The sequence below is a fragment of the Azospirillum sp. genome (genome assembly GCF_050789165.1).
On the sequence record NZ_JBOZRT010000162.1, the window covers coordinates 60,409 to 82,389 of the forward strand.

Here is a 21,981-nt window from a genome sequence, read left to right on the forward strand (position 1 = left end):
AGGTCCCTGGACAGGCGGGGGATGGGCGGCTAGACCAGTTCGCGGAACGGCCGGGACGCCATTCTTCTTTCGTCATCCCCGCGAAGGCGGGGATCCAGTCCGAGCGTCCGCGAGCCTTATGAGTCATGTCGCCCCGGTCGGGGCTCATCCTGGATCCCCGCCTTCGCGGGGATGACGTTCGGAGACGTTGCGGCCCCCATGACGGCGCTGGAGCAGATCAGGCAGTTCGCGATGTTCGTGGTGGTCGGCTGCGCCGCCGCGGCCGGGCATTACGGGCTGCTGGTGGCGCTGGTCGAGCTGGGGCACGCGCCGGCGGTGCCGGCCTCGGCCGCGGGGTTCATCCTCGGCGGGGTCATCAGCTACCTGCTGAACTACCATTTCGTCTTCAACAGCGCGGGCGAGCACCGGACGACCGCCGGCAAGTTCCTGGCGGTCGCCGTCACCGGCCTGGCGCTCAACAGCGCGCTCATGTGGGTGCTGACGCACTGGGCGGCGCTGCACTACCTGCTGGCGCAGGTGACCGCGACCGGCACGGTGATGCTGTGGAGCTACGGCGCCAACCGCTTCTGGACCTTCGGCGAGCGGGTCAGGCCGGACGCCCCACCAGCGTGAAGCGGTGCGGCGTCGGGCCGATGTTGGCCGGCAGCCGCTCGACCGTGAAGCCGGCCCGCTCCAGCACCGCCGACAGCTCCTCGGGCGTGTAGGTCGAGAAGCCGTTCTCCTGCCGGACGCGCCGGTAATCGGACAGCGCCATGCGCACGATGCCGCCCAGCGCCGTCGTCAGGAAGCCGTGCCGCGCCGCGAACTCCAGCTGGCTGCGCACATCGCGCAGCATCGGCGTGCCGGTCACCACCACGTCGGCCAGCATCAGCCGCCCGCCCGGCGCCAGCAGTTCCCGCCAGCGCGCCAGCAGCCCCGGCAGGTCCGGCTTGGCGATGTATTGGAGCACCGAGACCACCGTCACCAGGTCGACGCCGCCCGCCGGCTGGGCTGCGAGGCCCGCCTCGTCCAGCACCCGCACCCGCGGCGTCCCGCCCAGGCGGGCCGCCAGCTTCCGCCGCACCGAGGGGGCGCCGTCGAACAGCAGCACCTGCCGGCAGGCCCGCGCCATCGCCTCGGCGCCCAGCGCCTCGCCGCAGCCGAAGTCGAGCACCGTGCCGCCCGACGGCAGGTGCGGCATCAGGTCGTGCGTGATGCGGTCGAAGTGCGCCTCCAGATTGCGCTGGTCGGCGTAGATGGCGTTGGGACGATCCCAGAAGTCGATCCACAAGGTCACGGCGCCCTCCCCCATCACTCAACCAGCGATGGGGGAGTATGACCGATGCCTTAACGGATGATCAACCCGCCGAATCTTCCTATCCGTCTCGTCAATGGGCGTCCGTCTGGGCGCCCGCCTGCAGCTTCCGCTCCGGCGGGCGGCGGTCCTTGACGATGGAGAGCGGCACGCCGTCGGCGTTGATCTCCAGGATCGGCTGGCCGTCCAGCAGGTCGGGGCAGCGGCGCACCTGGGTGAACGCCATGAAGAAGTCGGCGCGCCGCCAGTCCGGGTCCTTGTCCACCAGCTTCAGCCACGGCGGCAGGTCGTAGCGCACCGCCAGCGGGTTGCCGCACACCGAGAGCGTGTAGGTGGTCTTGGGCGCCTCGCCGTTGTTCTCGCGCTCGATGAAGGCGATCAGCTCCTGCGTCGCCTCGTGCAGCGAGTTGCCCCAGTAGTCCAGCTCGAACTTGCCCACCGCGCCGCGCAGGCCGCCGATGAACTTGTTGTAGTAGACGTACTGGTTGGGATGCATGCTGGTCAGCTGCCAGAGATAGACCACGCCCAGCACCGTCAGCGCCCCGGCGAAGACGTGCCCGGCGCGCCGCCTCCACTGCTCGGCCACCGACCAGCCGCGGTCGGCGGCGTAGGCGGCCATCACCGCCATCGGCGGGATGACGAACAGGAAGTGGCGGATGCCGTTGTAGATGGTCGGCCGCATCAGCATGAAGACGACGATCGGCACGAAGGCGCCGAGCACCGTCGGCACCCAGGTCACCGCGACGTGCCGGCGCCACGGCTGCGATTCCAGGCGCAGCAATGCCACCACGCCCATCATCACCGCGACACCCAGCCCGACCACCAGCGCCTCGGGCAGCTTCACCGCCAGGTACATCGGCACGTAGGAGGCGGGCGGGTCGCTGGACAGCACGTTCTGGCCGTTCAGCAGGGTGATGATCTTCAGCGGCACGCGCGAGAACGCCTGCAGCGCCTCCAGCGGGTTCAGCGGGTTCAGCACCGCCCACGGCCAGAACACCGCCATCACCACGTAGGCGATCGGCAGCGCCGGCAGCAGGATCAGGAACGACAGCCGGGCGTCGTGCAGCATCTGCTTGCGCCCTTCCAGGTGCCACACCACGGCGAGGTGCAGCAGCAGCGCCAGCCCCAGGTAGAACACCCCGAACACCGCGCCGACGCGGATGCCCAGCGTCAGGCCGAGCGTCAGCCCGAACTTCCACGCCGCCGAGCGGCTGGGCCTGGGCATCTGCTGCAGGATGCGGGTGGCGAAGTACAGCATCCACACCATGCCGGCCGCGAACGGCACGTCCTTGGTGTTGTTGAACATCGCCCCGTAGTAGACGCCGCACAGCGCCAGCCCCGCCGCCGCCAGGAAGCCGGCGCGCGGGCCGGCCAGCACGCGGCCGAGCCGCCAGGTGCCGGCGACGCCGACCACGCCGATCAGGCCGCACAGCAGGTGGCGGGTGGCGTACTCGTCGAAGGGCGAGACCGGGATCAGGGTGGCGACCGCCAGGTCGAACAGCCCGCCGTACAGGTACAGGTCCTTGAAATGGAAGGCGGATTGGTCCTGGAACCCCGACAGGTAGAAGGACAGCAGCTCCTTGCCGTAGATGTGCTGCACCTCCTCGTCGGTGGTGATGCCGTAGTCCTGGAAGGACAGCACGACCAGCACCAGCATGCCGAGCAGCAGCACGCGGGCCAGCTGGTCCCACACCGTGCCGTAGTCCACGTCGGCGCGCGTGCCGGCACGGATGGCCGGATCCGTCGGAAAGACCTGATAATTCACAGCGGCGCCTCCGGCACCCGATGGCGCGCTGCCGCCTCGGCCTCGGCGCCCTCGGCGATGCCGTGCGTCGAGCGGACGATGAACAGCGGGCGACCCTTGACCTCCTCGAACACCCGGCCGAGGTAGTCGCCAATGATTCCAAGCGTGATGAGTTGCAGGCCGCCCATGAACAGCACCGAGACGATCAGGGATTCGTAACCCGGCACGTCCACGCCGAACAGCAGCGTCCGCAGCAGGCGGAGCACGATGTACACGAACGCGAAGCCCGATACCATGACGCCGATCAAGCTCCACACCCGCAGGGGGAAGGTGGAGAACGACGTCAGCCCGTCGATGGCGAAGCGCAGCAGCTTGACGAAGCCCCACTTGGTGTCGCCGCCGGCGCGCTGGCCCTGCTCGTACGACACCACGGTCTGGCGGAAGCCGACCCAGGCGAAGATGCCCTTCATGAAGCGCGAGCGCTCGGGCATCCGGTTGATGACCTCGACCACCTTGCGGTCCATCAGGCGGAAGTCGCCGACCTCGCGCGGCAGCTTGACGTCCGACAGCGTGTCGAACACCCAGTAGAAGGCGCGGGCGAACAGCCGGTGCTTCCAGCACTGGCCGATCCGGGCGTGGCGCGCCGCCACCACCACGTCGAAGCCTTCCCGCCACTTGGCGATGAACAGCGGCAGCACCTCGGGCGGGTGCTGCAGGTCGGCGTCCATCGGCACCACGGCGTCGCCGCGGGCGTGCGCCAGGCCGGCGGACAGCGCCAGCTCCTTGCCGAAGTTGCGCGACAGGTCGACCACCTTGATGCGCTCGTCGCGGCCGTGCGCGGCGACCAGGCGCTCCAGCGTGTCGTCGCGGCTGCCGTCGTTGACGCAGACCACCTCCCACGCCATGTCGAGCCGGTCGAGCACCGGCGTCAGCCGCGCGAACAGCGCCTCGACGTTGGGGCCCTCGTTGTAGAAGGGGATGACCACCGACAGCAGCCGGCGCCCGGAACCGCCGCCTGCGGCCTTGCCGTCCGGATCGGCGGGGGAACGTACCAGGGTGGGCGCCTCGGGCGCCTCGACGAGGGACATGGGGGACCGCAAGCTCACTTCACGCGCTGCCGGATGCCGTCCAACGGGCTGCGGGACCCCGGCCGGTCCGTGTGCCTTCGTCGCGTATACCATGAGACCTACGTGTGGGCAAAATGCCTGTCTTGTGACCATTGGCCGATTCGCACGCGCGTCTGCCCGTACCGCGGCGCACAACAACCACCCGCACGAACGTTCCGTGCCCGACGCTTATTCCATCCCCTTCGGCAGCCGCCTCTTGCGGCCCGCCCGCCCGGCGGCGCAAATAGGACCCGACGTTCCATGAGCCGCCACCGAACCGGTCCCCGATGATCCTGACGCCCATCCCCGCCGACACCCTGCCCGACGCGCTGGAGCGCATGGCCGCGCACCTCGCCGACCGCCCGCAGCCGCTGGCCGCCTTCCGCCGCATCGCCGCGACGTGGCCGGTGACCGGCGGCGTCGATACGCCGGAGCAGCGCGCCGACGGCGTCGCGCTGGCGCACGCGCACGGCATCGGCACGCTGGACGAGAAGCCCAGCGCCTCCTTCATGTGGGACGGCCACGTCATCCGCACCGAAGTCGAGGCCACGGTGATCGTGCACGAGGTGGCGCACTGGCTGTGCGCCGCGCCGGAGCGCCGCGGCCTGCTCGAGTTCGGCCTCGGCCCCGGCCCGGAGACCAGCCGCCGCGCCGAAGCGCGCGCCCAGCAGACGCAGACCTTCCAGCAGTGCATGCACGAGGAGGCGCAGACCTCGCTGCTCGGCATCCTGTGGGAGGCGGAGCTGGGCCACCCCGCCATCCTCGCCTTCCTGGAGCAGAACTGGATGGAGGCGTGGGAGCGGTCGAGCACCGCCGACTGGTTCGCCGGCCACGCCGCCGAGCTGTTCGAGCGCGGCCTGATCGACGCCGACGGCCGCCCGACCACCGCCCGCGCCTGGGCTGATAAACGCGGGGCTGATTCCCGCAGACTGGAGACCACGCATGGCTGAGACCGTCACCGTCCTCCCCCTGGCCCATGAGCACGAGGCCGGCTGGCGGCCGCTGTTCCGCGGCTACCGCACCTTCTACAAGTGGCCGGAGGACGAGGCGGTGCTCGACCGCGTGTGGGCATGGCTGCACGACCCGGCGCACCCGCTGGAGGGTCTGGTGGCGATGCAGGACGGCCGCGTCGTCGGCCTCGCCCACTTCCGCGGCGAGCCGAGCCCGAGCCGCGGGATGGAGGTGGGCTTCCTCAACGACCTGTTCGTCGATCCGGAGGCGCGCGGCGGCCGCGTCGGCGAGGTCCTGCTGGAGGAGCTGCGCCGCGTCGCCGGGCAGCGCGGCTGGCCGATCGTGCGCTGGATCACCGCCGACGACAACTACCGGGCGCGCACGCTGTACGACCGGGTGGCGAAGAAGACGGCGTGGAACCTGTACGAGATGGTGGCGGGGTAGAAACGAAAAAGCCCCCGCGCCATGAGGCCGGGGGCTCTTTCGTACCCGCTCATGCGGGGAAACTGGCGGATGGGGGGAGATTCGAACTCCCGATACCCTTGCGGGTATGCCGCATTTCGAGTGCGGTGCATTCAACCACTCTGCCACCCATCCGTGGCGCCCCGCGGTGCGGAGCGGCGCGGAACCTAACCGAAGCGTTCCGGCGCTGCAAGCCCTAAGATGAACCCGCAGCGCCGGAATTTTTCACTCAGCTGATTTCATACGCGCGCTCGCCGTGGGTGGAGAGGTCGAGGCCCTCGTACTCCTCCTCGGCGCTGACGCGGCGCGCGATGGCGACGTTGACCGCCTTGATGATCGCCCAGGTCACCGCGCCCGACCACAGCGCGGTGACGCCCACCGCCAGCGCCTGCACGCCGAGCTGGCCCAGCCACGTCATCCCCTCGGCCAGGCCGTTGCCGCCCAGGCCCTTCAGCGCGAACACCGCCAGCAGCAGCGAGCCCAGCATGCCGCCCACGCCGTGCACGGCGAACACGTCCAGCGAATCGTCGATCAGCAGGCGCTGCTTGACGTACAGCACGCACTGGAAGCACACCGCGCCGCCCAGCGCGCCCAGCACGATGGCGCCGCCCGGCCCGATGTAGCCGGCCGCCGGGGTGACGGTGGCGAGCCCCGCGACGCAGCCGGTGACCAGGCCGACCGAGGTCGGCTTGCCCAGCTTCAGCCACTCGATGGCGGTCCAGGTCAGCGCGCCGGCCGAGGCGGCGACGTGCGTGGCGATGATGGCGGCTGCGGCGCTCTGGTCGGCGGCCAGCGCGCTGCCGCCGTTGAAGCCGAACCAGCCCACCCACAGGATGCCGGCGCCGGTCATGGTCATGGCCGGGCTGTGCGGCGGAATCAGCTCGTGCGGGAAGCCCTTGCGGCGGCCGATCATGACCGCGGCCACCAGCGCCGACACGCCGGCCGTGGTGTGCACGACGATGCCGCCGGCGAAGTCCAGCGCCCCCATGGCCGCCAGCCAGCCGCCGCCCCACAGCCAGTGCGCCGCCGGCAGGTAGACCAGCACCAGCCACACGGTCGAGAACACCACCACGAAGGCGAAGGGTGCGCGCTCCGGGAAAGCGCCGATGATCAGCGCCGGGGTGATGATGGCGAAGGTCATCTGGAACAGCGCGAAGACGTTCTCCGGCAGGCCGGAGGCGGGCATCGCCGCGTCCATGTTGGCCAGGAACGTCTTGCCCAGGCCGCCCAGGTACGGCGCCGTGCCGTCGAAGGCGAGGCTGTAGCCGAACGTCACCCAGATCAGCGAGGCGACGCAGCAGATCGCGAAGCAGTTCATCAGCACGGACAGCACGTTGCGCGCCCGCACGAGGCCGCCGTAGAACAGCGCCAGCCCCGGCAGCGTCATGAACAGCACCAGCGCCGACGCCACCAGGATCCACGCCGTGTTCGCCCCCGAGGGCGCCAGCGCGGGGGCCGGCGCGTCTGCCGCCATGGCCGGCAGCGCCGTGGCGAGCGCGCCGATCAGCCCCGCCGGGGCCGCCTTTCCGATCAGCCGAAGTTCCATAAGTCCTGCTTCCCCATCCACTGGCGCGCCCCGCGCCGGTCGTTAGCCCAAAAACTGTGCACCTGCCTGCGGAGTGGCCGATTCCCCATCCACCCCACGCCGCCGGCCGGACCCTTCGGTTTCGTTGCGTTCGGCGGGCCAAGGGCCCATTCCTTGTGCAGCAAAGCCGAGATATTCAGCCGTGTCAGCGTTCGACGGCGCAACTGCTTGCAATTTATCTGCCACGTTTTCGGGCAGATGGACTCGAGATGCGGAATCGATAGGCAAAGCCCAGGAGACTCAACGAGTCGCGGCGTCTGGCGAAGGGCCGGCCAAGGGTGGGGACGCGTGGCGCGCCAGGGGCATGACTGCTTGTATCTTGAGCAGCATCCTGAAGCGGCGATCAGAACCACAGAGACACAGAGGCACAGAGAAGGCATGCACCGGCACTCTCTTCTCCGTGTCTCTCTGTGCCTCTGTGCCTCCGTGGTATGAATCATCAACACATGGCCGACACGGCAAGCCGCGCCCCCGGCTTTCGCCGATCCGGGCTCCCAAACCCTGTTGACTCTGCGGGGAAGACGCGTATAAATCGCCGCTCTCACGAACGGGCACGCACCAACAACGGTGGGCGGGCGGCCCGCCGTTTGTTCTGCAATGGGTATACGACAATGTTCGCAGTGATCCGCACCGGCGGCAAGCAGTACAAGGTCGCCTCTGGCGACGTGATCAAGGTCGAGAAGCTCGAGGCCGAGGCTGGCGCTTCCATCACGCTCGATGACGTGCTGATGGTCAGCGACGCCGGCTCCACGACGATCGGCACGCCGACGGTGGCGGGCGCTTCGGTGGCCGCCGAGGTCGTCGCCCAGGACCGTGGCCCGAAGATCATCGTCTTCAAGAAGAAGCGGCGCCAGAACTACCGCCGCAAGAACGGCCATCGCCAGGACCTGACCGTCCTGCGCATCACCGGGATCAACGGCGCGGCGTGAGCCGCAGCCGTATGTAAGGAGTAGGACTATGGCTCATAAAAAGGCAGGCGGCTCCTCGCGCAACGGGCGCGACTCCGACGGCCGCCGTCTCGGCGTCAAGAAGTTCGGTGGTGAGCTGGTGATCGCCGGCAACATCCTGGTCCGCCAGCGCGGCACCAAGTACCACCCGGGCACCAACGTCGGCATCGGCAAGGACCACACCCTGTTCGCCCTGACGGACGGCCAGGTGGCGTTCAAGCGCTCGTCGCAGGGCCGGACCTTCGTCCAGGTCGTGGCGACCGAGGTTGCCGTCGCGGCCGAGTAAGCCGCACGACCCTCCGGGGCGTCTACGAATTCGGGGGACCGGGCGACCGGCCCCCGTTTTTCGTTTCTGCTGTTATAGTCTCTCGGCCCTTCTCTCGGCCGTCATCCCCGCGCAGGCGGGGATCCAGGATAGAGCCCCGTCAGGGGCGACATGACTCATGTGGCTCGCCGACGCGAGCACTGGATCCCCGCTTTCGCGGGGATGACGGGATAGGGGACGTTGTCGAACCCACTGTAAGAATCGCGCCATGAAGTTCCTCGATCAGGCCAAGGTTTTCCTCAAGAGCGGCGACGGCGGCCCCGGCGCGGTGGCGTTCCGGCGCGAGAAGTTCATCGAGTTCGGCGGCCCGGACGGCGGCAACGGCGGGCGCGGCGGCGACGTCATCATCGAGGCGGTGAACGGCCTCAACACGCTGATCGACTACCGCTACGCCCAGCACTTCAAGGCCAAGCGCGGCAATCACGGCATGGGCAGCGACCGCACCGGCGCCAAGGGCGACGACATCGTGCTGCGCGTGCCCGTCGGCACCCAGATCCTCGACGAGGACCAGGAGACCGTGCTCGCCGACATGACCGAGGCCGGGCAGCGGATCGTGCTGCTGAAGGGCGGCGACGGCGGATTCGGCAACGCGCACTTCAAGACCTCGACCAACCGCGCCCCGCGCAAGTCGCACCCCGGCTGGCCGGGCGAGGAGCGCTGGGTGTGGCTGCGCCTCAAGCTGATCGCGGACGCCGGCCTCGTCGGCCTGCCGAACGCCGGCAAGTCGACGTTCCTGGCGGCCACCACGGCGGCCAAGCCGAAGATCGCCGACTATCCCTTCACCACGCTGGCCCCCAACCTGGGCGTGGTGCGCGCCGGCGAGGAGGAGTTCGTCATCGCCGACATCCCCGGCCTGATCGAGGGCGCGCACGAGGGCCACGGCCTGGGCGACCGCTTCCTCGGCCACGTCGAGCGCACGCGCATCCTGCTGCACCTCATCGACGGCACCGCCGAGGACGTCGTCGAGTCGTACCGCGTCATCCGCGGCGAGCTGGAGGCCTACGGCGGCGGCGTCATCGCCGGCAAGCCGGAGATCATCGGCCTGAACAAGGCCGACGCCATCCTCGAGGAGGAGATCGAGGAGAAGAAGGCGGCGCTGGAGGAGGCTTCGGGCGCCGAGGTGATGATCCTCTCCGGCGCCACCGGCCAGGGCGTGAAGGAGGTTCTGTACCGCCTGCTCGGCGCCATCAAGGCGTCGAAGGAGGAGGAGCCGGGCGTCCTGCACCCGACCGCCACCAAGACGCAGCGGCCGGACATCCCGACCTTCCGCACCAACCGCGACCCCGACATGATCGGGTGGGACGAGGACGACGACAACTGGGCCGACGGGGAGGACGGTGAGGATGGCGACCAGCGCTGAGGCCACGGCCCTGTCCGTCCCCACCCTGCTCGACGCCCGCCGGCTGGTCATCAAGATCGGCTCGGCGCTGCTGGTGGACAGCGGCAGCCACAAGATCCGCCGGGAATGGCTGGACGCACTGGCCGACGACGTGGCCGCCGCCCGCAAGCGCGGCACCGAGGTGGTGATCGTCACCTCCGGCGCCGTCGCCGCCGGGCGCGAGCATCTGGGCCTCGTCGGCCGCCCCCTCAAGCTGGAGGAGAAGCAGGCCGCCGCCGCCACCGGGCAGATCCGCCTCGCGCACGCCTACCAGGAGACGCTGGCCCGCCACGACGTCACCGTCGCCCAGGTGCTGCTGACGCTGGAGGACACCGAGGAGCGGCGCCGCCACCTCAACGCCCGCGCCACCATCGACACGCTGCTGAAGCTGGGCGCCGTGCCGGTGATCAACGAGAACGACACGGTCGCCACCGCCGAGATCCGCTTCGGCGACAACGACCGCCTCGCCGCCCGCGTGGCGCAGATGATCAGCGCCGACACGCTGGTGCTGCTGTCCGACATCGACGGGCTCTACACCGCCGACCCGCGCAAGGACCCGGACGCCACCCACATCCCGGTGGTGGCCGAGCTGACCCCGGACATCGAGGGCATGGCCGGCGAGCCGCCGCCCGGCTACAGCTCCGGCGGCATGGTGACCAAGATCGCCGCGGCGCGCGTCGCCATGTCGGCCGGCTGCCGCATGGTCATCGCCAAGGGCAAGCGCATGAACCCGCTGGCCGCGCTGGAGAAGGCCGAACGCGACGGCGGCGCGCCGTGCACCTGGTTCCTGCCCGCCGCCGAGCCCTCCAGCGCCCGCAAGGCGTGGATCGCCGGCCACCTCAACGCCGTGGGCGTGCTGGTGGTGGACGACGGCGCCGTCCGCGCGCTGAAGCAGGGCGCCAGCCTGCTCCCGGCCGGCGTCGCCGAGGTGGAGGGCGAGTTCGAGCGCGGCGACGTGGTCATCGTCCGCGACCGCGAGGGACGCGAGCTGGCGCGCGGCCTGTCGGCCTACGGCTCCGACGAGGCACGCCTGATCCGCCGCCGCAAGAGCCAGGAGATCGAGGCGATTCTCGGCTATCGTGGCCGCGACGAGATGATCCATCGCGACGATCTGGTGGTGCGATGACGGTTGATTCGATGATGGGGGGCCGCCCTCCCCTTCAGGCCATCCTTTGGGACATCGACGGCACGCTGCTGGACAGCGAGCCGTGGCACCAGCGCGCCACGCTCGCGGTGTGCCGGTCGCACGGCTACGACATCACCGACGCGCAGTACGCGGCGACGCTCGGCATCTCCTTCCCCGACTTCTACGCCCGCCTGCACGCCGAGCGCCCGATGCCGGTGAGCTTCGAGCAGTGGGCCGGCGCCATCACCGACCACTACATCCAGCGCATCCACGAGGTGGCGCCGCGCGACGGCGCCTTCGCGCTGGTCGAGGCGTTCGCCGCGCGCGGCCTGCGCCAGGCCTGCGTGTCGAACAGCGGCCGGCGGGCGGTGGCGGCCAACCTCGGCTACATGGGCCTGACGCATTTCGAGTTCGCCATCTGCCGCGACGACGTGGTGAACGGCAAGCCCGACCCGGAACCGTACCTGCGCGCCGCCGAGCGCCTGGGCGTGCCGCCGGAAGCCTGCGCCGCCATCGAGGACAGCCCGACCGGCGCCCGCGCCGCCAAGGCCGCCGGCATGCTGACGGTGGCGTGGCCGCAGCACGCCCACCTCGTCTTCGAGATGGCCGACCACGTCGTCGGCCACCCCGGCGAGGTGGACTGGGACGCGCTGTGCGAGATGGCCGGGGATTGCCGGCGCCTCGCGGCGGATTGAACCGGCGCGCTCAGGCCATCGGCCCCAGCAGCATGACCAGCTTGCAGTCCGACCGCCCGGCCGGGATCAGCGTGACCTGCTCGTAACGGACCAGCCCGTCCGCGGGGTGATTGAACGTCCGCACGCCGCCTTCGCGCTCCAGAACGCCGTGGTCGTCCCAGAAGCGTGCGAACATTTGGCTGCGGCGGCGCAACTCCTCCGTCAGGTCTTGCAGGCCGGAGTCGTCGGCGCGGCGCCCGGTGTCGGCGCGGAACTCGGCCAGCAGGCGCCGGGCGCGGTTCTCCCAATCATCGATGAAGTCCCGCGCCGCCGGATCGAGAAAGACATACCGCAACAGATTGCGGTCCGGCCCTCCCAACCAGCCGCCGAACAGCCGCGCCGCCGGGTCGTTCCAGGCGCACGCCTGCCACAGGCGGTCGAGAACGTAGGCCGGCGCCGTCACCGACTCGACCGCCGCCAGCAGCGCCGCGGGCGCGTCCACCGGCGCGGATCCGTCTGCCGGATCACGCCTGCGCGCCAGCTCGAACAGGTAAGCACGTTCGGCGGCGGTGAGCCGCAACGCCTCGGCCATGCGCGACAGGGCCGCGGGCGAGACGGACACGTCCCGGCCCTGCTCGATCCACGTGTACCACGTCGGACTCAGGCCGCAGAGGTGCGCCACCTCCTCCCGCCGCAAGCCCGGCGTCCGCCGGCGCACCGGACCTCCCTGGATGCCGGCGTCGGCCGGCGTCAGCCGCTCGCGGTGCGCGCGCAGGAACGCGCCGAGAAGGCGCCGCTGTTCGAGCGTGGGGATCATGGTGGCAGTTGATATACCAGGATAAGAGCCTGCCTTGTACCAGGTTAAGTGATCGCCGACGCTGGGCTCACCGACACAGGAGCCCACCCATGAGCAACAGCCATCACGCCTTCGTCGCCGACCAATATGGTCCCCGCGCCAATGCCTACGTCCTCAGCGCCGTGCACGCCGGCGGCGAGGATCTCGACCAGCTGGAGGCCGCGGTCCGCGGCTGCACCGGCGCACGTGTCCTCGACCTGGGGTGTGGTGGCGGTCACGTCGGCTACCGCGTGGCCCCGCACGTCGGCGAGGTGGTCGCCGTCGATCTGTCGCCGGAGATGCTGAACGAGGTCACCCGCACCGCGGCCGAACGCGGATTGCGGAACCTCTCGGTGCAGCAGAGCCCGGCCGAACGGCTGCCGTTCGCGGACGGGCGTTTCGACATCGTCCTCAGCCGTTTCAGCGCCCACCACTGGCATGATCTGGACGCCGGCCTGCGGGAGGCCCGGCGTGTGCTGGCCGCTGGCGGGCGGGCCATCTTCATCGACGTGATCTCGCCCGCCCGGCCGCTTCTGGACACGCATCTGCAGGTGGTCGAGACGTTGCGCGACCCTTCGCACGCTCGGAACTACACCGCCGCGGAGTGGGTGGCCTCCCTGTCGCGCGCCGGTTTCACCGTCAACGCCATCACGCCGCGCCGGCTGCGCATGGATTTCGCCACCTGGACCGCGCGCACGCGGACCCCAGACCTGCATGCCCAGGCGATCCGTTCCTTGCAGGCGACCGTGTCGGAGGAGGTGCGCCACCATTTCGCCATCGAAGCCGACGGCAGCTTTCTGATCGACACGCTGGCGCTGGATACCAGCGTGCCGTGACGCATGGCCTGCAGCACCGGGAACACAGGGCGGTGTGCGGATGCCCTCCTCCGCCTGTGGGCGCGCACGTGGGCGACCGGCGCCCTGCCGGAGCCGGGGCTCAGGCGCAGCCGGGCAGCCCGGCGTCCGCCGCGCGCTGCATCAGCCAATCGACCCAGCGCCCCGGACCGTTGCGCTCGGCGTAGCGGGCGGCTTCGGAGCGCGCCGCCCAGGCCAGCGGCTTGAAGTGCTGGAGCAGCGTCTCGACGGCATCGGTCACCGCTTCGGCGCCGTCCCCGTCATAGGCGACGCAGCCGGCCTCGCTGGCCTGCTCGACCAGCGCCGGGGCATCCGGAATGACGAACGGCAGGCCGCAGGCGATGGCCTCCGCCACCAGCCCGCTGTGCATCCGTTCGTACTCCGTGCGCGAATAGGGCATGAGCAGGGCGTCGCACGAGTCGAGCAGCCCCTGCCAGTCCGTCGTCTTGGAGCGGACCACGCGGACGTTAGGCAGGGTTTCCAGATCGTCGAGGATAGGGCCCGCGTCGGTGCCGCTGTCGTGCACCAGCCAGCGCGCGTTGCCGCGCGTCCAGCGGATCACCTGCGGCAGCAGTTGCGTCCCCTTCGCGGGCCGCTGGTGGCCGAGGACGCCGATCACCACCGGATCGGCGCCGCTGCGGTCGCGGAAGCGGCCCTCGTGCGGGTTGGGAGCGGTGACGAACGGCCGCCCCACCACATCGGCGTAGTCGCCCGCCATCAGGTCCGCCGTTGCGGCGAGCACGACCGGCGCCGCCGGCGGCAGGCGCCGGCAGGCGAAACGCCAGTAGGCACTCTCCGGCTCGGCGCAGCGGAACCCGGCCGTGAAGACGCTGAGCACCGGCGACGGCCAGGACCGCAGAAGGTTCCCCATGGCGACGATGTGGTGCGGCCGGGCGGTCGGCCACACCATGACGTCGCCGGGCACCGGATTCAGCCGCCGCAGGTCGCCCATGATCATCACGGCGCCATCGATCAACGTCTCCAGCGGGCCGCAGATCGGGTCGGTGCTGGTGACCTCGTAGGTGCCGAGCGAGAAGAACGGCTCCGCGCCGAGCGCCTCCACGACGTTCGGGGCGAGATGGCGGTGCCCGACGACCCGCACGTCCTGCCCGCGGCGGCGCAGTTCCTGGCTCAGGGAGAACACGGTGTTGGTGTGGTGTCCGCTGAAGGTCTGGATGCCGGGATCGAGGAAGAAGACGGTCACTCTGATGCCTCCAGCACGGACAAGCCGGGCGCGCACCGTAGCATGGGCGTGGGACGCACCGAACGGCAAAGATCATCCGCTTTCCGCGTGGCTCCGAATTCGTTACAGTCGCCCCCTTTACCGCATCGCAAAGGAACGACTCCCGTGTCCGCGTCCGCTCAAACCGCCGATTCCCTGCTCGATCAGATGCTGTCGCTGGGCCGTGCCGCCCGCGACGCCTCCGCCGTGCTGGCGAACGCGCCGAGCCCGCGGAAGGACCAGGCCCTGAGGGCCGCCGCCGCGGCCATCCGCGCCCGCAAAGCGGAGATCCAGGCGGCCAACGACCGCGACGTGGAGGCCGCCAGGGCCCGCGGCATCGCCGGCCCCATGGTGGAGCGCCTGCTGCTGAACGACGCCCGCATCGAGGCGATGGCCAAGGGGCTGGAGGACATCGCCGCCTTCCCCGATCCCATCGGCGCCGTGCTGGCCGAATGGACGCGGCCCAACGGCCTGGTGATCCAGCGCGTGCGCGTGCCGCTGGGCGTGATCGGCATCATCTACGAAAGCCGGCCCAATGTGACCGCCGACGCCGGCGGGCTGTGCCTGAAGTCCGGCAACGCCGCCGTGCTGCGCGGCGGGTCGGAGAGCTTCCATTCCTCGCGCGCCATCGCCGACTGCCTCGCCGAGGGGCTGCGCGCCGCCGGCCTGCCGGAGGCGTGCGTCCAGCTCGTCCCCACCACCGACCGCGCCGCGGTGGGGCACATGCTGACCATGCGCGACCATATCGACGTGATCGTGCCGCGCGGCGGCAAGTCGCTGATCCAGCGCATCGCCGAGGAGAGCCGCATCCCGGTCATCAAGCACCTGGACGGCAACAACACCGTCTACGTCGACAAGGGCGCCGACCCGGAGAAGGCGCGCAAGGTGGTGCTGAACGCCAAGATGCGCCGCACCTCGATCTGCGGCGCCGCCGAGACGCTGCTGGTCGACCGCGCGGCGGCCGGCACCCTGCTGGCGCCGCTGGTCAAGGACCTGCTCGACGCCGGCTGCGAGGTGCGCGGCGACGAGGCGGCGCGAGCCGCGGACGCGCGCGTCGTGCCGGTGACGGCGGAGGACTGGGACACCGAGTACCTGGACGCCGTCATCGCCTGCGGCGTGGTGGACGGGGTGGACGCCGCCATCGACCACGTCAACCGCCACGGCTCGCACCACACCGACGCCATCGTCACCGAGGATCCGGCGGCGGCGGAGCGCTTCCTGCAGCGGGTGGACAGCGGCATCGTGCTGTGGAACGCCTCGACGCAGTTCGCGGACGGCGGCGAGTTCGGCATGGGCGCGGAGATCGGCATCTCCACCGACAAGTTCCACGCCCGCGGCCCGGTGGGCGCGGAACAGCTGACCAGCTACAAGTATGTCGTGCGCGGCGATGGGCAGACGCGGCCGTAAGGCCCCCGCGTCGGGCCCCCCTCCTAACTTCCCCCCATCTACGACGAGGAGAGGAACTGAGCCCTCCCCCGCGAAGTGGGGGAGGGTTGGGTGGGGGCCCAGCGCGCGCACACCCCACAAATACTCCGGCCCCCAGCACGCCGGGCTGCGCATCGGGCTGCTCGGGGGCTCGTTCAATCCCGCGCACGCCGGGCACCGGCACATCAGCGTCTACGCGCTGAACGCGCTCGGGCTCGACCAGGTCTGGTGGCTGGTCAGCCCGCAGAACCCGCTGAAGTCCGCAGCCGACATGGGCAGCCTCGCCGAGCGGCTCGCCTGGGCGCGGATCGCCGCGCGGCACCCGCGCATCCGCGTCACCGCCCTGGAGTGCAGCCTCGGCACCCGCTACACCGCGGACACCCTGAAGCAGCTCACCCGCCGCTTCCCGAAAACCCGCTTCGTCTGGCTGATGGGAGCCGACAACCTCCGTCAAATCCCACGCTGGAGGGACTGGACGCGGATATTCCGGCTGGTGCCCATTGCGGTCTTCAGCCGGCCGACTTATTCTCTTGGTGCACTGGGCGGCGTAGCCGCGCAGCGCTTTGCCCGTCGCCGGGTGCCCGATCTCCGGGCCAGGGGGTTGGCCGATGCGACACCGCCGGCCTGGACCTTCCTGCGCAACCCGCTGCATCCGGCTTCGGCGACGGCGATCCGCCGGGCGCGTGCCCGCGGGTCGTGACCCCTGGTAACCGAGGTGGGAACCATCAGTACGTTCATGCAACCGGCCGCCGCGTCCCCCGTGCGGCCCGCGCCCGTTCCCCAGGAACTGAAGGCGCTCATCGAGCAAGCCCTGGACGACGACCAGGCCGACAACGTCGTCGTCATCGACCTCGCCGGCAAGACCAGCATCGCGGATTACATGATCGTGGCGTCGGGACGCAACACCCGGCACATCGCGAGCATGGCCGAGAAGCTGCGCGAGCGGCTGCGGGTCGCGGGCATCGGCGGCGTCGAGATCGAAGGGCAGCCCCAGTGCGACTGGGTGCTGATCGATGCCGGCGACGTCATCGTCCACCTGTTCCGGCCCGAGGTCCGCACCTTCTACAACATCGAGAAGATGTGGGGCCTCGACCTGCCGCGCGCCGAACCGCAGCGGCTGATGGCCTGACGGCAGGGGAAACGGGAGCCGGACCATGCGCCTGTGGCTCGCCGCCGTCGGGCGGGCGCGGGGTGGCCCGGCTCGCGACCTGTACGAGGAGTACGCCGGCCGGCTCGGCTGGCCCTTGACCCTGCGCGAGGTCGAGGTCAAGAAGCGCCTGCCTCCCGAAGAATTGAAGCGCCAGGAAGCCGAGCTTCTGCTGGACGCGGTGCCCGCGGGCGCCATCATCGTTGCGCTCGATGAACGGGGAACCGCGCTGTCCAGCGCCGCCTTCGCCCAGCGCGTCGGCGGCTGGCGGGATTCCGGGGTGGGCGACCTCGCCTTCCTGATCGGCGGCGCCGACGGGCACGGCGAGGAGGTGCGGCGGCGCGCCGCCTTCCTGCTGGCTTTCGGTCCGGCGACCTGGCCCCATATGATGGTGCGCGGGATGCTGGCCGAGCAGCTGTACCGCGCCCAGCAGATTCTGGCGGGACACCCCTATCATCGGGCGTGAAACTGATATATTAGTTAGCCGAACCGCTGAGCGACCCTGATCTGGAGAAGACCGCCATGACCGACACCAAACGCCCCCGCCCCGTCGTCCTGTGCGTGCTGGACGGCTGGGGGTATCGCGAGGAGACGGCGGACAACGCCATCGCCCAGGGCAACACCCCGGTGTGGGACCGTCTGTGGTCGGGGGAGCCGACCGGCTTCCTGAACGCGTCGGAGGAGGAGGTCGGCCTGCCCAAGGGGCAGATGGGCAACTCCGAGGTCGGGCACATGAACCTCGGCGCCGGCCGCGTGGTCATGCAGGACCTCGTGATGATCGACCACGCCATCGTCGAGGGCGAGTTCAGCCGCAACAAGGCGCTGAACGACATGGCCAAGGCGCTCAAACGCACCGGCGGGCGCGTCCACCTGATGGGCCTGCTGTCGCCGGGCGGCGTGCACTCGCACCAGGACCACATCGCGGCGCTCGCCTCCACCCTGTCGCAGGAAGGGCTGGAGGTCGTCGTGCACGCCTTCACCGACGGCCGCGACGTGCCGCCCGACAGCGCCAAGGACCAGGTGGCCGAGTTCATGGCCGACGTGCACGGCCTGCCCGGCGTCTCCATCGGCACGGTGATCGGCCGCTACTGGGCGATGGACCGCGACAAGCGCTGGGACCGCGTCGCCAAGGCCTACCGGGCGATGGTCGAGGGCAAGGGCGAGAAGAGCGCCGCCGACCCGATCCAGGCCATCGAGCAGAGCTACGCCCGAGAGAAGTACGACGAGTTCATCGAACCCACGGTCATCGACGGCTACGCCGGCATGAAGGACGGCGACGCCGTCCTGATGGCGAACTTCCGCGCCGACCGTGCCCGCGAGATCCTGGCGGCGCTGCTCGACCCGGCCTTCGGCGGCTTCGAGCGCGCGGCGACGGTCAAGTTCGCCGCCGCCGTCGGTCTGGTCGAGTACTCGACGGACCTCAACACGCTGATGACGACCATCTTTCCGCCGAAATCCATCACCAAGGTGCTGGGCGAGATCGTGTCGGAGGCCGGGTTGAAGCAGCTGCGCATCGCCGAGACCGAGAAGTACCCGCACGTCACCTTCTTCTTCAACGGTGGCGAGGAGCGCTGCTACCCCGGCGAGGACCGCATCCTCGTGCCGTCGCCCAAGGTCGCCACCTACGACCTGCAGCCGGAGATGTCGGCCGCCGAGGTCACCGACAAGCTCGTCGAGGCGGTGGACAGCGGCAAGTACGACCTGATCGTCGTCAACTACGCCAACACCGACATGGTCGGCCACTCGGGCATCCTGGCGGCGGCGATCAAGGCGGTGGAGGCGGTGGACGCCTCGCTGGGGCGCCTGGAGGCGGCGGTGCGCCGCGCCGGCGGCGTCATGCTGGTGACCGCCGACCACGGCAACGCCGAGCTGATGAAGGACCCGGAGACCGGCGGCCCGCACACCGCCCACACGCTGGACAAGGTGCCGCTGGTGCTGGTCAACGGCCCGGCCGGCGTGCGCCTGCACAGCGGCCGTCTGGCCGACGTGGCCCCCACGCTGCTCGACCTGATGGGCCTGCCCAAGCCGGCGGAGATGACCGGCCACACCCTCATCGATCGCGCCGCCCAGCGCGAGGCCGCGGAATAGGGGATGAACGACAGGGCCGAGGCAACATTTCCCTCTCCCCCCCGGGGAGAGGGACAGGGTGAGGGGGTCCGGCACTGCGGACGTGCCCGGTCCCCCGACATCCCCCTCACCCCACCCCTCTCCCCGGAGGGGAGAGGGGGCATTGCCTGCCTCGCCCTGCTCCTCCTCGCTTCGCCCGCGTTCGCGCAGGACGAGGCGCCCAACCAGACGCTGAAGCGCGTCGAGCAGGAGATCCAGGCCGACAAGGCGCGCCAGCGCGACCTCGAGCGCCAGTCGGACGCCATCCGCAAGGAACTGGCCGACCTGCGCAACCGCCTCGTCGGCCTTGCCGAGCAGGCCCGCGCCCAGGAAAGCGAACTCGGCGAGCTGGAACGCACCCTCGCCGGCCTGGAGGACGAGGAGCGCGCCCAGGCCGAGAGGCTCGACGCCGAACGCCAGAACATCGCCCGCCTGCTCGCCGCCCTGCAGCGGCTGTCGCGCGTCCCGCCCGAGGTGGTGATGGCCACGCCGGAGGGGCCGGTGGACACGCTGCGCTCGGCCCTGCTGCTGCGCGACACCGTGCCGGCCCTGCGCGAGCGCGCCGACGCGCTGGCCGCCGCCCTGCAACGCCTCGCCGACGTGCGCGAGCGGCTGGAGGGGCAGCGCGCCCGCACCCTCTCCGCCCGCGCCAACCTGACCAACCGCGAGGGCGAGATCGCCGCCCTGGTGGCCCGGCGCGAGGCGCTGTCACGCCAGACCGACGAGGAACGCCAGACCATCGCCCAGCACATGGCCCGGCTGGCCAGCCAGGCCGGCGACCTGCGGCAGCTGATGGAGCGGGTCGAGCAGGAACGCCGCGCCACCATCGAGACGGTCGCCAGGCTGGAGGCCGGACGGCTGGAAGCCGAACGCCGCGCCGCGGAACAGAGGTCGGCCGAGCAGAGATCCGCCGAGCAGAAGGAGGCCGACCGCAAGGCCGCCAAGACCGAGGTGGTCGCCGTGCAGCGCCCGCCCGACCTGCCGATCCTGAACGGCGGGCTGCGGCTGCCGGCCGGCGGCACGGTCACCGCGCGCTACGGCGAGCAGGACCGCTTCGGCGGCACCAGCCGGGGCGTCACCATTTCGGCCAGGGCCGGTACGCCCGTCCTCGCGCCCTATGCCGGAAGCGTGATGTTCGCTGGGCCTTTTCGCGGATACGGGCAAATCTTGATCGTCGAACACAGCAATGGATATCATAGTCTGATTGCTGGTTTGGGACGGATCGACACCTCCGTCGGCAAGCATGTCTCCACCGGAGAACCGGTCGGCCTCATGCCGTCACCCGCCGACGGCACACCGGATCTTTACTTCGAACTGAGACGACACGGTCAGCCGATTAACCCGGAACGCGGGTTCAGCGCGCCGGAGGGGAAAGGACAAGGCTAGATGCGAATGATGAAGCGCGCCGCTTTCGCTGCGGCCATGGTGTTCGTAGGGGCCGGAATCGGCCGCCTGACCGCCGCCGACACCAACACGTCCGAGACGTACCGCCAGCTCAACCTCTTCGGCGACGTGTTCGAGCGCGTCCGCGCCGAATACGTGGAGAAGGTCGGCGACGAGCAGCTGATCGAGAACGCCATCAACGGCATGCTGACGTCGCTGGACCCGCACTCCAGCTACCTCAACAAGAAAAGCTTCCAGGACATGCAGGTGCAGACCCGCGGCGAGTTCGGCGGGCTCGGCATCGAAGTGACCATGGACAACGGCCTGATCAAGGTCGTGTCCCCCATCGACGACACGCCGGCCTTCCGCGCCGGCCTGCAGCCGGGCGACTTCATCACCCACCTGAACGGCGAGGCCGTCATGGGGCTGGCGCTGAACGAGGCGGTGGAGAAGATGCGCGGCCCCGTCGGCTCCGACATCAAGGTCACCATCCGCCGCGGCGAGACCGGCGAGCCGTTCGAGGTGTCGATCACCCGCGCCGTCATCAAGGTGCAGTCGGTGCGCTCGCGCCTGGAAGGCGACGTCGGCTACATCCGCATCACCAGCTTCAACGAGCAGACGCAGTCCGGCCTGGAGAAGGCGATCACCGCCCTCCAGCAGCAGGGCGGCGACAAGCTGAAGGGCTACGTGCTCGACCTGCGCAACAACCCGGGCGGCCTGCTCGACCAGGCGGTGTCGGTGTCCGACACCTTCCTCGACAAGGGCGAGATCGTCTCCACCCGCGGCCGCAAGGCCGAGGAGGGCACCCGCTACAACGCCAAGCCCGGCGACATGACCAAGGGCCTGCCGCTGATCGTGCTGATCAACGGCGGCTCCGCCTCGGCGTCGGAGATCGTCGCCGGCGCGCTGCAGGACCACAAGCGCGCCGTCATCCTCGGCACGCAGTCGTTCGGCAAGGGCTCGGTGCAGACCATCATCCCGCTGCCCGGCCACGGCGCCATGCGCCTGACCACGGCGCGCTACTACACGCCGTCGGGCCGCTCGATCCAGCAGCTCGGCATCACCCCGGACATCGAGGTGAAGCCGGCCAAGCTCGAGGAGCTGGACGCCCAGGGCCAGCGCCGCCGCGAGGCCGACCTGCGCCACTCGCTGCGCAACAACGACCCGAACGCCGCCAAGGCGAAGCCGGCCACGCCTCCCGGTTCGGGGCCGACCCCGGCGCCGGGCGCCTCCAACGCGCCGCCGGCCCCGCCGACCCCGGCTCCGGGCGCCACGCCGGGCGCGCCGCCGGTCGAGCCCGGCGAGGCGTCGAACGACAACAAGCCGCCGTTCGACTACCAGCTGTCGCGCGCGCTCGACCTGCTGCGCGGGGTGGCGCTGTTCCAGGCGCGCGCCGCGCACTGACCGCAGAGGATGT

The 21,981-nt window shown here is 70.4% G+C and carries 22 protein-coding genes and 1 tRNA gene; 16 read left to right on the forward strand and 7 right to left on the reverse strand.

Going from position 1 to position 21,981, the window contains the following annotated elements; all coding sequences use genetic code 11:
- Nucleotides 1-198: 198 nt before the first annotated feature.
- The gene (locus tag ACRWK7_RS34685) at nt 199-612 is read left to right on the forward strand and encodes a GtrA family protein (RefSeq protein ID WP_431862343.1); all 414 of its coding nucleotides are present in this window, start codon (nt 199-201) and stop codon (nt 610-612) included.
- On the opposite strand, the gene ACRWK7_RS34690 is transcribed toward ACRWK7_RS34685, so the two are convergent.
- The 3 genes from ACRWK7_RS34690 to ACRWK7_RS34700 form a co-directional block, all read right to left on the reverse strand.
- A complete protein-coding gene (locus ACRWK7_RS34690; protein ID WP_431862345.1) occupies nt 587-1,276 on the reverse strand; it encodes a methyltransferase domain-containing protein in 690 nt (229 codons plus the stop codon). The two genes, ACRWK7_RS34685 and ACRWK7_RS34690, sit on opposite strands and share 26 nt — an antisense overlap.
- 91 nt (nt 1,277-1,367) lie before the next feature.
- Complete coding sequence (locus ACRWK7_RS34695; RefSeq protein WP_431862346.1) at nt 1,368-3,059, reverse strand: glycosyltransferase family 39 protein; 1,692 nt, start codon at nt 3,057-3,059, stop codon at nt 1,368-1,370.
- Nucleotides 3,056-4,126 carry a glycosyltransferase family 2 protein gene (locus ACRWK7_RS34700; RefSeq protein WP_431862348.1) on the reverse strand — a complete coding sequence of 357 codons (1,071 nt, stop codon included), beginning with the start codon at nt 4,124-4,126 and terminating at the stop codon, nt 3,056-3,058. The genes ACRWK7_RS34695 and ACRWK7_RS34700 overlap by 4 nt, the downstream gene beginning before the upstream one ends.
- Nucleotides 4,127-4,431: 305 nt before the next feature.
- On the opposite strand from ACRWK7_RS34700, the gene ACRWK7_RS34705 reads away from it, so the two are divergent.
- The gene (locus ACRWK7_RS34705; protein WP_431862350.1) at nt 4,432-5,094 is read left to right on the forward strand and encodes a hypothetical protein; all 663 of its coding nucleotides are present in this window, start codon (nt 4,432-4,434) and stop codon (nt 5,092-5,094) included.
- On the forward strand, nt 5,087-5,539 hold the full coding sequence (locus tag ACRWK7_RS34710; RefSeq protein WP_431862352.1) for an N-acetyltransferase family protein: 453 nt from the start codon (nt 5,087-5,089) through the stop codon (nt 5,537-5,539). Before ACRWK7_RS34705 ends, ACRWK7_RS34710 begins: the two co-directional genes overlap by 8 nt.
- Nucleotides 5,540-5,602: 63 nt before the next feature.
- On the opposite strand, the gene ACRWK7_RS34715 is transcribed toward ACRWK7_RS34710, so the two are convergent.
- A tRNA-Ser gene (locus tag ACRWK7_RS34715) sits at nt 5,603-5,692 on the reverse strand.
- Nucleotides 5,693-5,786: 94 nt separating this feature from the next.
- Nucleotides 5,787-7,103, reverse strand: coding sequence for an ammonium transporter (locus ACRWK7_RS34720; RefSeq protein WP_431862354.1), 1,317 nt, complete (start codon nt 7,101-7,103; stop codon nt 5,787-5,789).
- 650 nt (nt 7,104-7,753) lie between these two features.
- Here ACRWK7_RS34720 and rplU point away from each other — a divergent pair.
- The 5 genes from rplU (at nt 7,754) to ACRWK7_RS34745 (ending at nt 11,613) form a co-directional block, all read left to right on the forward strand.
- Nucleotides 7,754-8,071 (forward strand): 50S ribosomal protein L21, encoded by a 318-nt coding sequence (gene rplU, locus ACRWK7_RS34725; protein ID WP_109121015.1) that lies wholly within the window; start codon nt 7,754-7,756, stop codon nt 8,069-8,071.
- 28 nt (nt 8,072-8,099) lie between these two features.
- Nucleotides 8,100-8,375, forward strand: a complete 276-nt coding sequence (gene rpmA / locus ACRWK7_RS34730; RefSeq protein WP_431862356.1) for a 50S ribosomal protein L27 — start codon at nt 8,100-8,102, stop codon at nt 8,373-8,375.
- A gap of 247 nt (nt 8,376-8,622) precedes the next feature.
- The gene (obgE, locus tag ACRWK7_RS34735) at nt 8,623-9,774 is read left to right on the forward strand and encodes a GTPase ObgE (RefSeq protein ID WP_431862358.1); all 1,152 of its coding nucleotides are present in this window, start codon (nt 8,623-8,625) and stop codon (nt 9,772-9,774) included.
- A complete protein-coding gene (proB, locus tag ACRWK7_RS34740; protein WP_431862360.1) occupies nt 9,758-10,918 on the forward strand; it encodes a glutamate 5-kinase in 1,161 nt (386 codons plus the stop codon). Before obgE ends, proB begins: the two co-directional genes overlap by 17 nt.
- Nucleotides 10,915-11,613 (forward strand): HAD family hydrolase, encoded by a 699-nt coding sequence (locus ACRWK7_RS34745; RefSeq protein WP_431862362.1) that lies wholly within the window; start codon nt 10,915-10,917, stop codon nt 11,611-11,613. The genes proB and ACRWK7_RS34745 overlap by 4 nt, the downstream gene beginning before the upstream one ends.
- A gap of 10 nt (nt 11,614-11,623) precedes the next feature.
- On the opposite strand, the gene ACRWK7_RS34750 is transcribed toward ACRWK7_RS34745, so the two are convergent.
- On the reverse strand, nt 11,624-12,409 hold the full coding sequence (locus tag ACRWK7_RS34750; RefSeq protein ID WP_431862364.1) for a helix-turn-helix transcriptional regulator: 786 nt from the start codon (nt 12,407-12,409) through the stop codon (nt 11,624-11,626).
- Nucleotides 12,410-12,498: 89 nt separating this feature from the next.
- Between ACRWK7_RS34750 and ACRWK7_RS34755 the strand changes: the two genes are divergently transcribed.
- Nucleotides 12,499-13,263 (forward strand): class I SAM-dependent methyltransferase, encoded by a 765-nt coding sequence (locus ACRWK7_RS34755; RefSeq protein ID WP_431862366.1) that lies wholly within the window; start codon nt 12,499-12,501, stop codon nt 13,261-13,263.
- 100 nt (nt 13,264-13,363) lie between these two features.
- Here the strand turns inward: ACRWK7_RS34755 and ACRWK7_RS34760 are convergent, their stop codons facing one another.
- Complete coding sequence (locus ACRWK7_RS34760) at nt 13,364-14,485, reverse strand: glycosyltransferase (RefSeq protein WP_431862368.1); 1,122 nt, start codon at nt 14,483-14,485, stop codon at nt 13,364-13,366.
- A 186-nt stretch (nt 14,486-14,671) separates the two neighbouring features.
- On the opposite strand from ACRWK7_RS34760, the gene ACRWK7_RS34765 reads away from it, so the two are divergent.
- From ACRWK7_RS34765 to ACRWK7_RS34795, 7 genes are read left to right on the forward strand one after another with little or no spacing between them, the layout of a single operon-like run.
- Nucleotides 14,672-15,910: a glutamate-5-semialdehyde dehydrogenase gene (locus ACRWK7_RS34765; RefSeq protein WP_431862473.1), complete on the forward strand. Its 1,239-nt coding sequence runs from the start codon at nt 14,672-14,674 to the stop codon at nt 15,908-15,910.
- A complete protein-coding gene (locus ACRWK7_RS34770) occupies nt 15,891-16,628 on the forward strand; it encodes a nicotinate-nucleotide adenylyltransferase (RefSeq protein ID WP_431862370.1) in 738 nt (245 codons plus the stop codon). Before ACRWK7_RS34765 ends, ACRWK7_RS34770 begins: the two co-directional genes overlap by 20 nt.
- A gap of 36 nt (nt 16,629-16,664) precedes the next feature.
- Entirely contained in the window at nt 16,665-17,057 is a 393-nt protein-coding gene (gene rsfS / locus ACRWK7_RS34775; protein WP_431862372.1) for a ribosome silencing factor, read from the forward strand.
- Between the two features lie 25 nt (nt 17,058-17,082).
- A complete protein-coding gene (gene rlmH, locus ACRWK7_RS34780) occupies nt 17,083-17,541 on the forward strand; it encodes a 23S rRNA (pseudouridine(1915)-N(3))-methyltransferase RlmH (protein ID WP_431862374.1) in 459 nt (152 codons plus the stop codon).
- A 56-nt stretch (nt 17,542-17,597) separates the two neighbouring features.
- The gene (gene gpmI / locus ACRWK7_RS34785; protein WP_431862375.1) at nt 17,598-19,163 is read left to right on the forward strand and encodes a 2,3-bisphosphoglycerate-independent phosphoglycerate mutase; all 1,566 of its coding nucleotides are present in this window, start codon (nt 17,598-17,600) and stop codon (nt 19,161-19,163) included.
- 3 nt (nt 19,164-19,166) lie between these two features.
- Complete coding sequence (locus ACRWK7_RS34790; RefSeq protein ID WP_431862377.1) at nt 19,167-20,567, forward strand: murein hydrolase activator EnvC family protein; 1,401 nt, start codon at nt 19,167-19,169, stop codon at nt 20,565-20,567.
- Nucleotides 20,568-21,968: a S41 family peptidase gene (locus tag ACRWK7_RS34795; RefSeq protein ID WP_431862379.1), complete on the forward strand. Its 1,401-nt coding sequence runs from the start codon at nt 20,568-20,570 to the stop codon at nt 21,966-21,968.
- Nucleotides 21,969-21,981 lie beyond the last annotated feature (13 nt).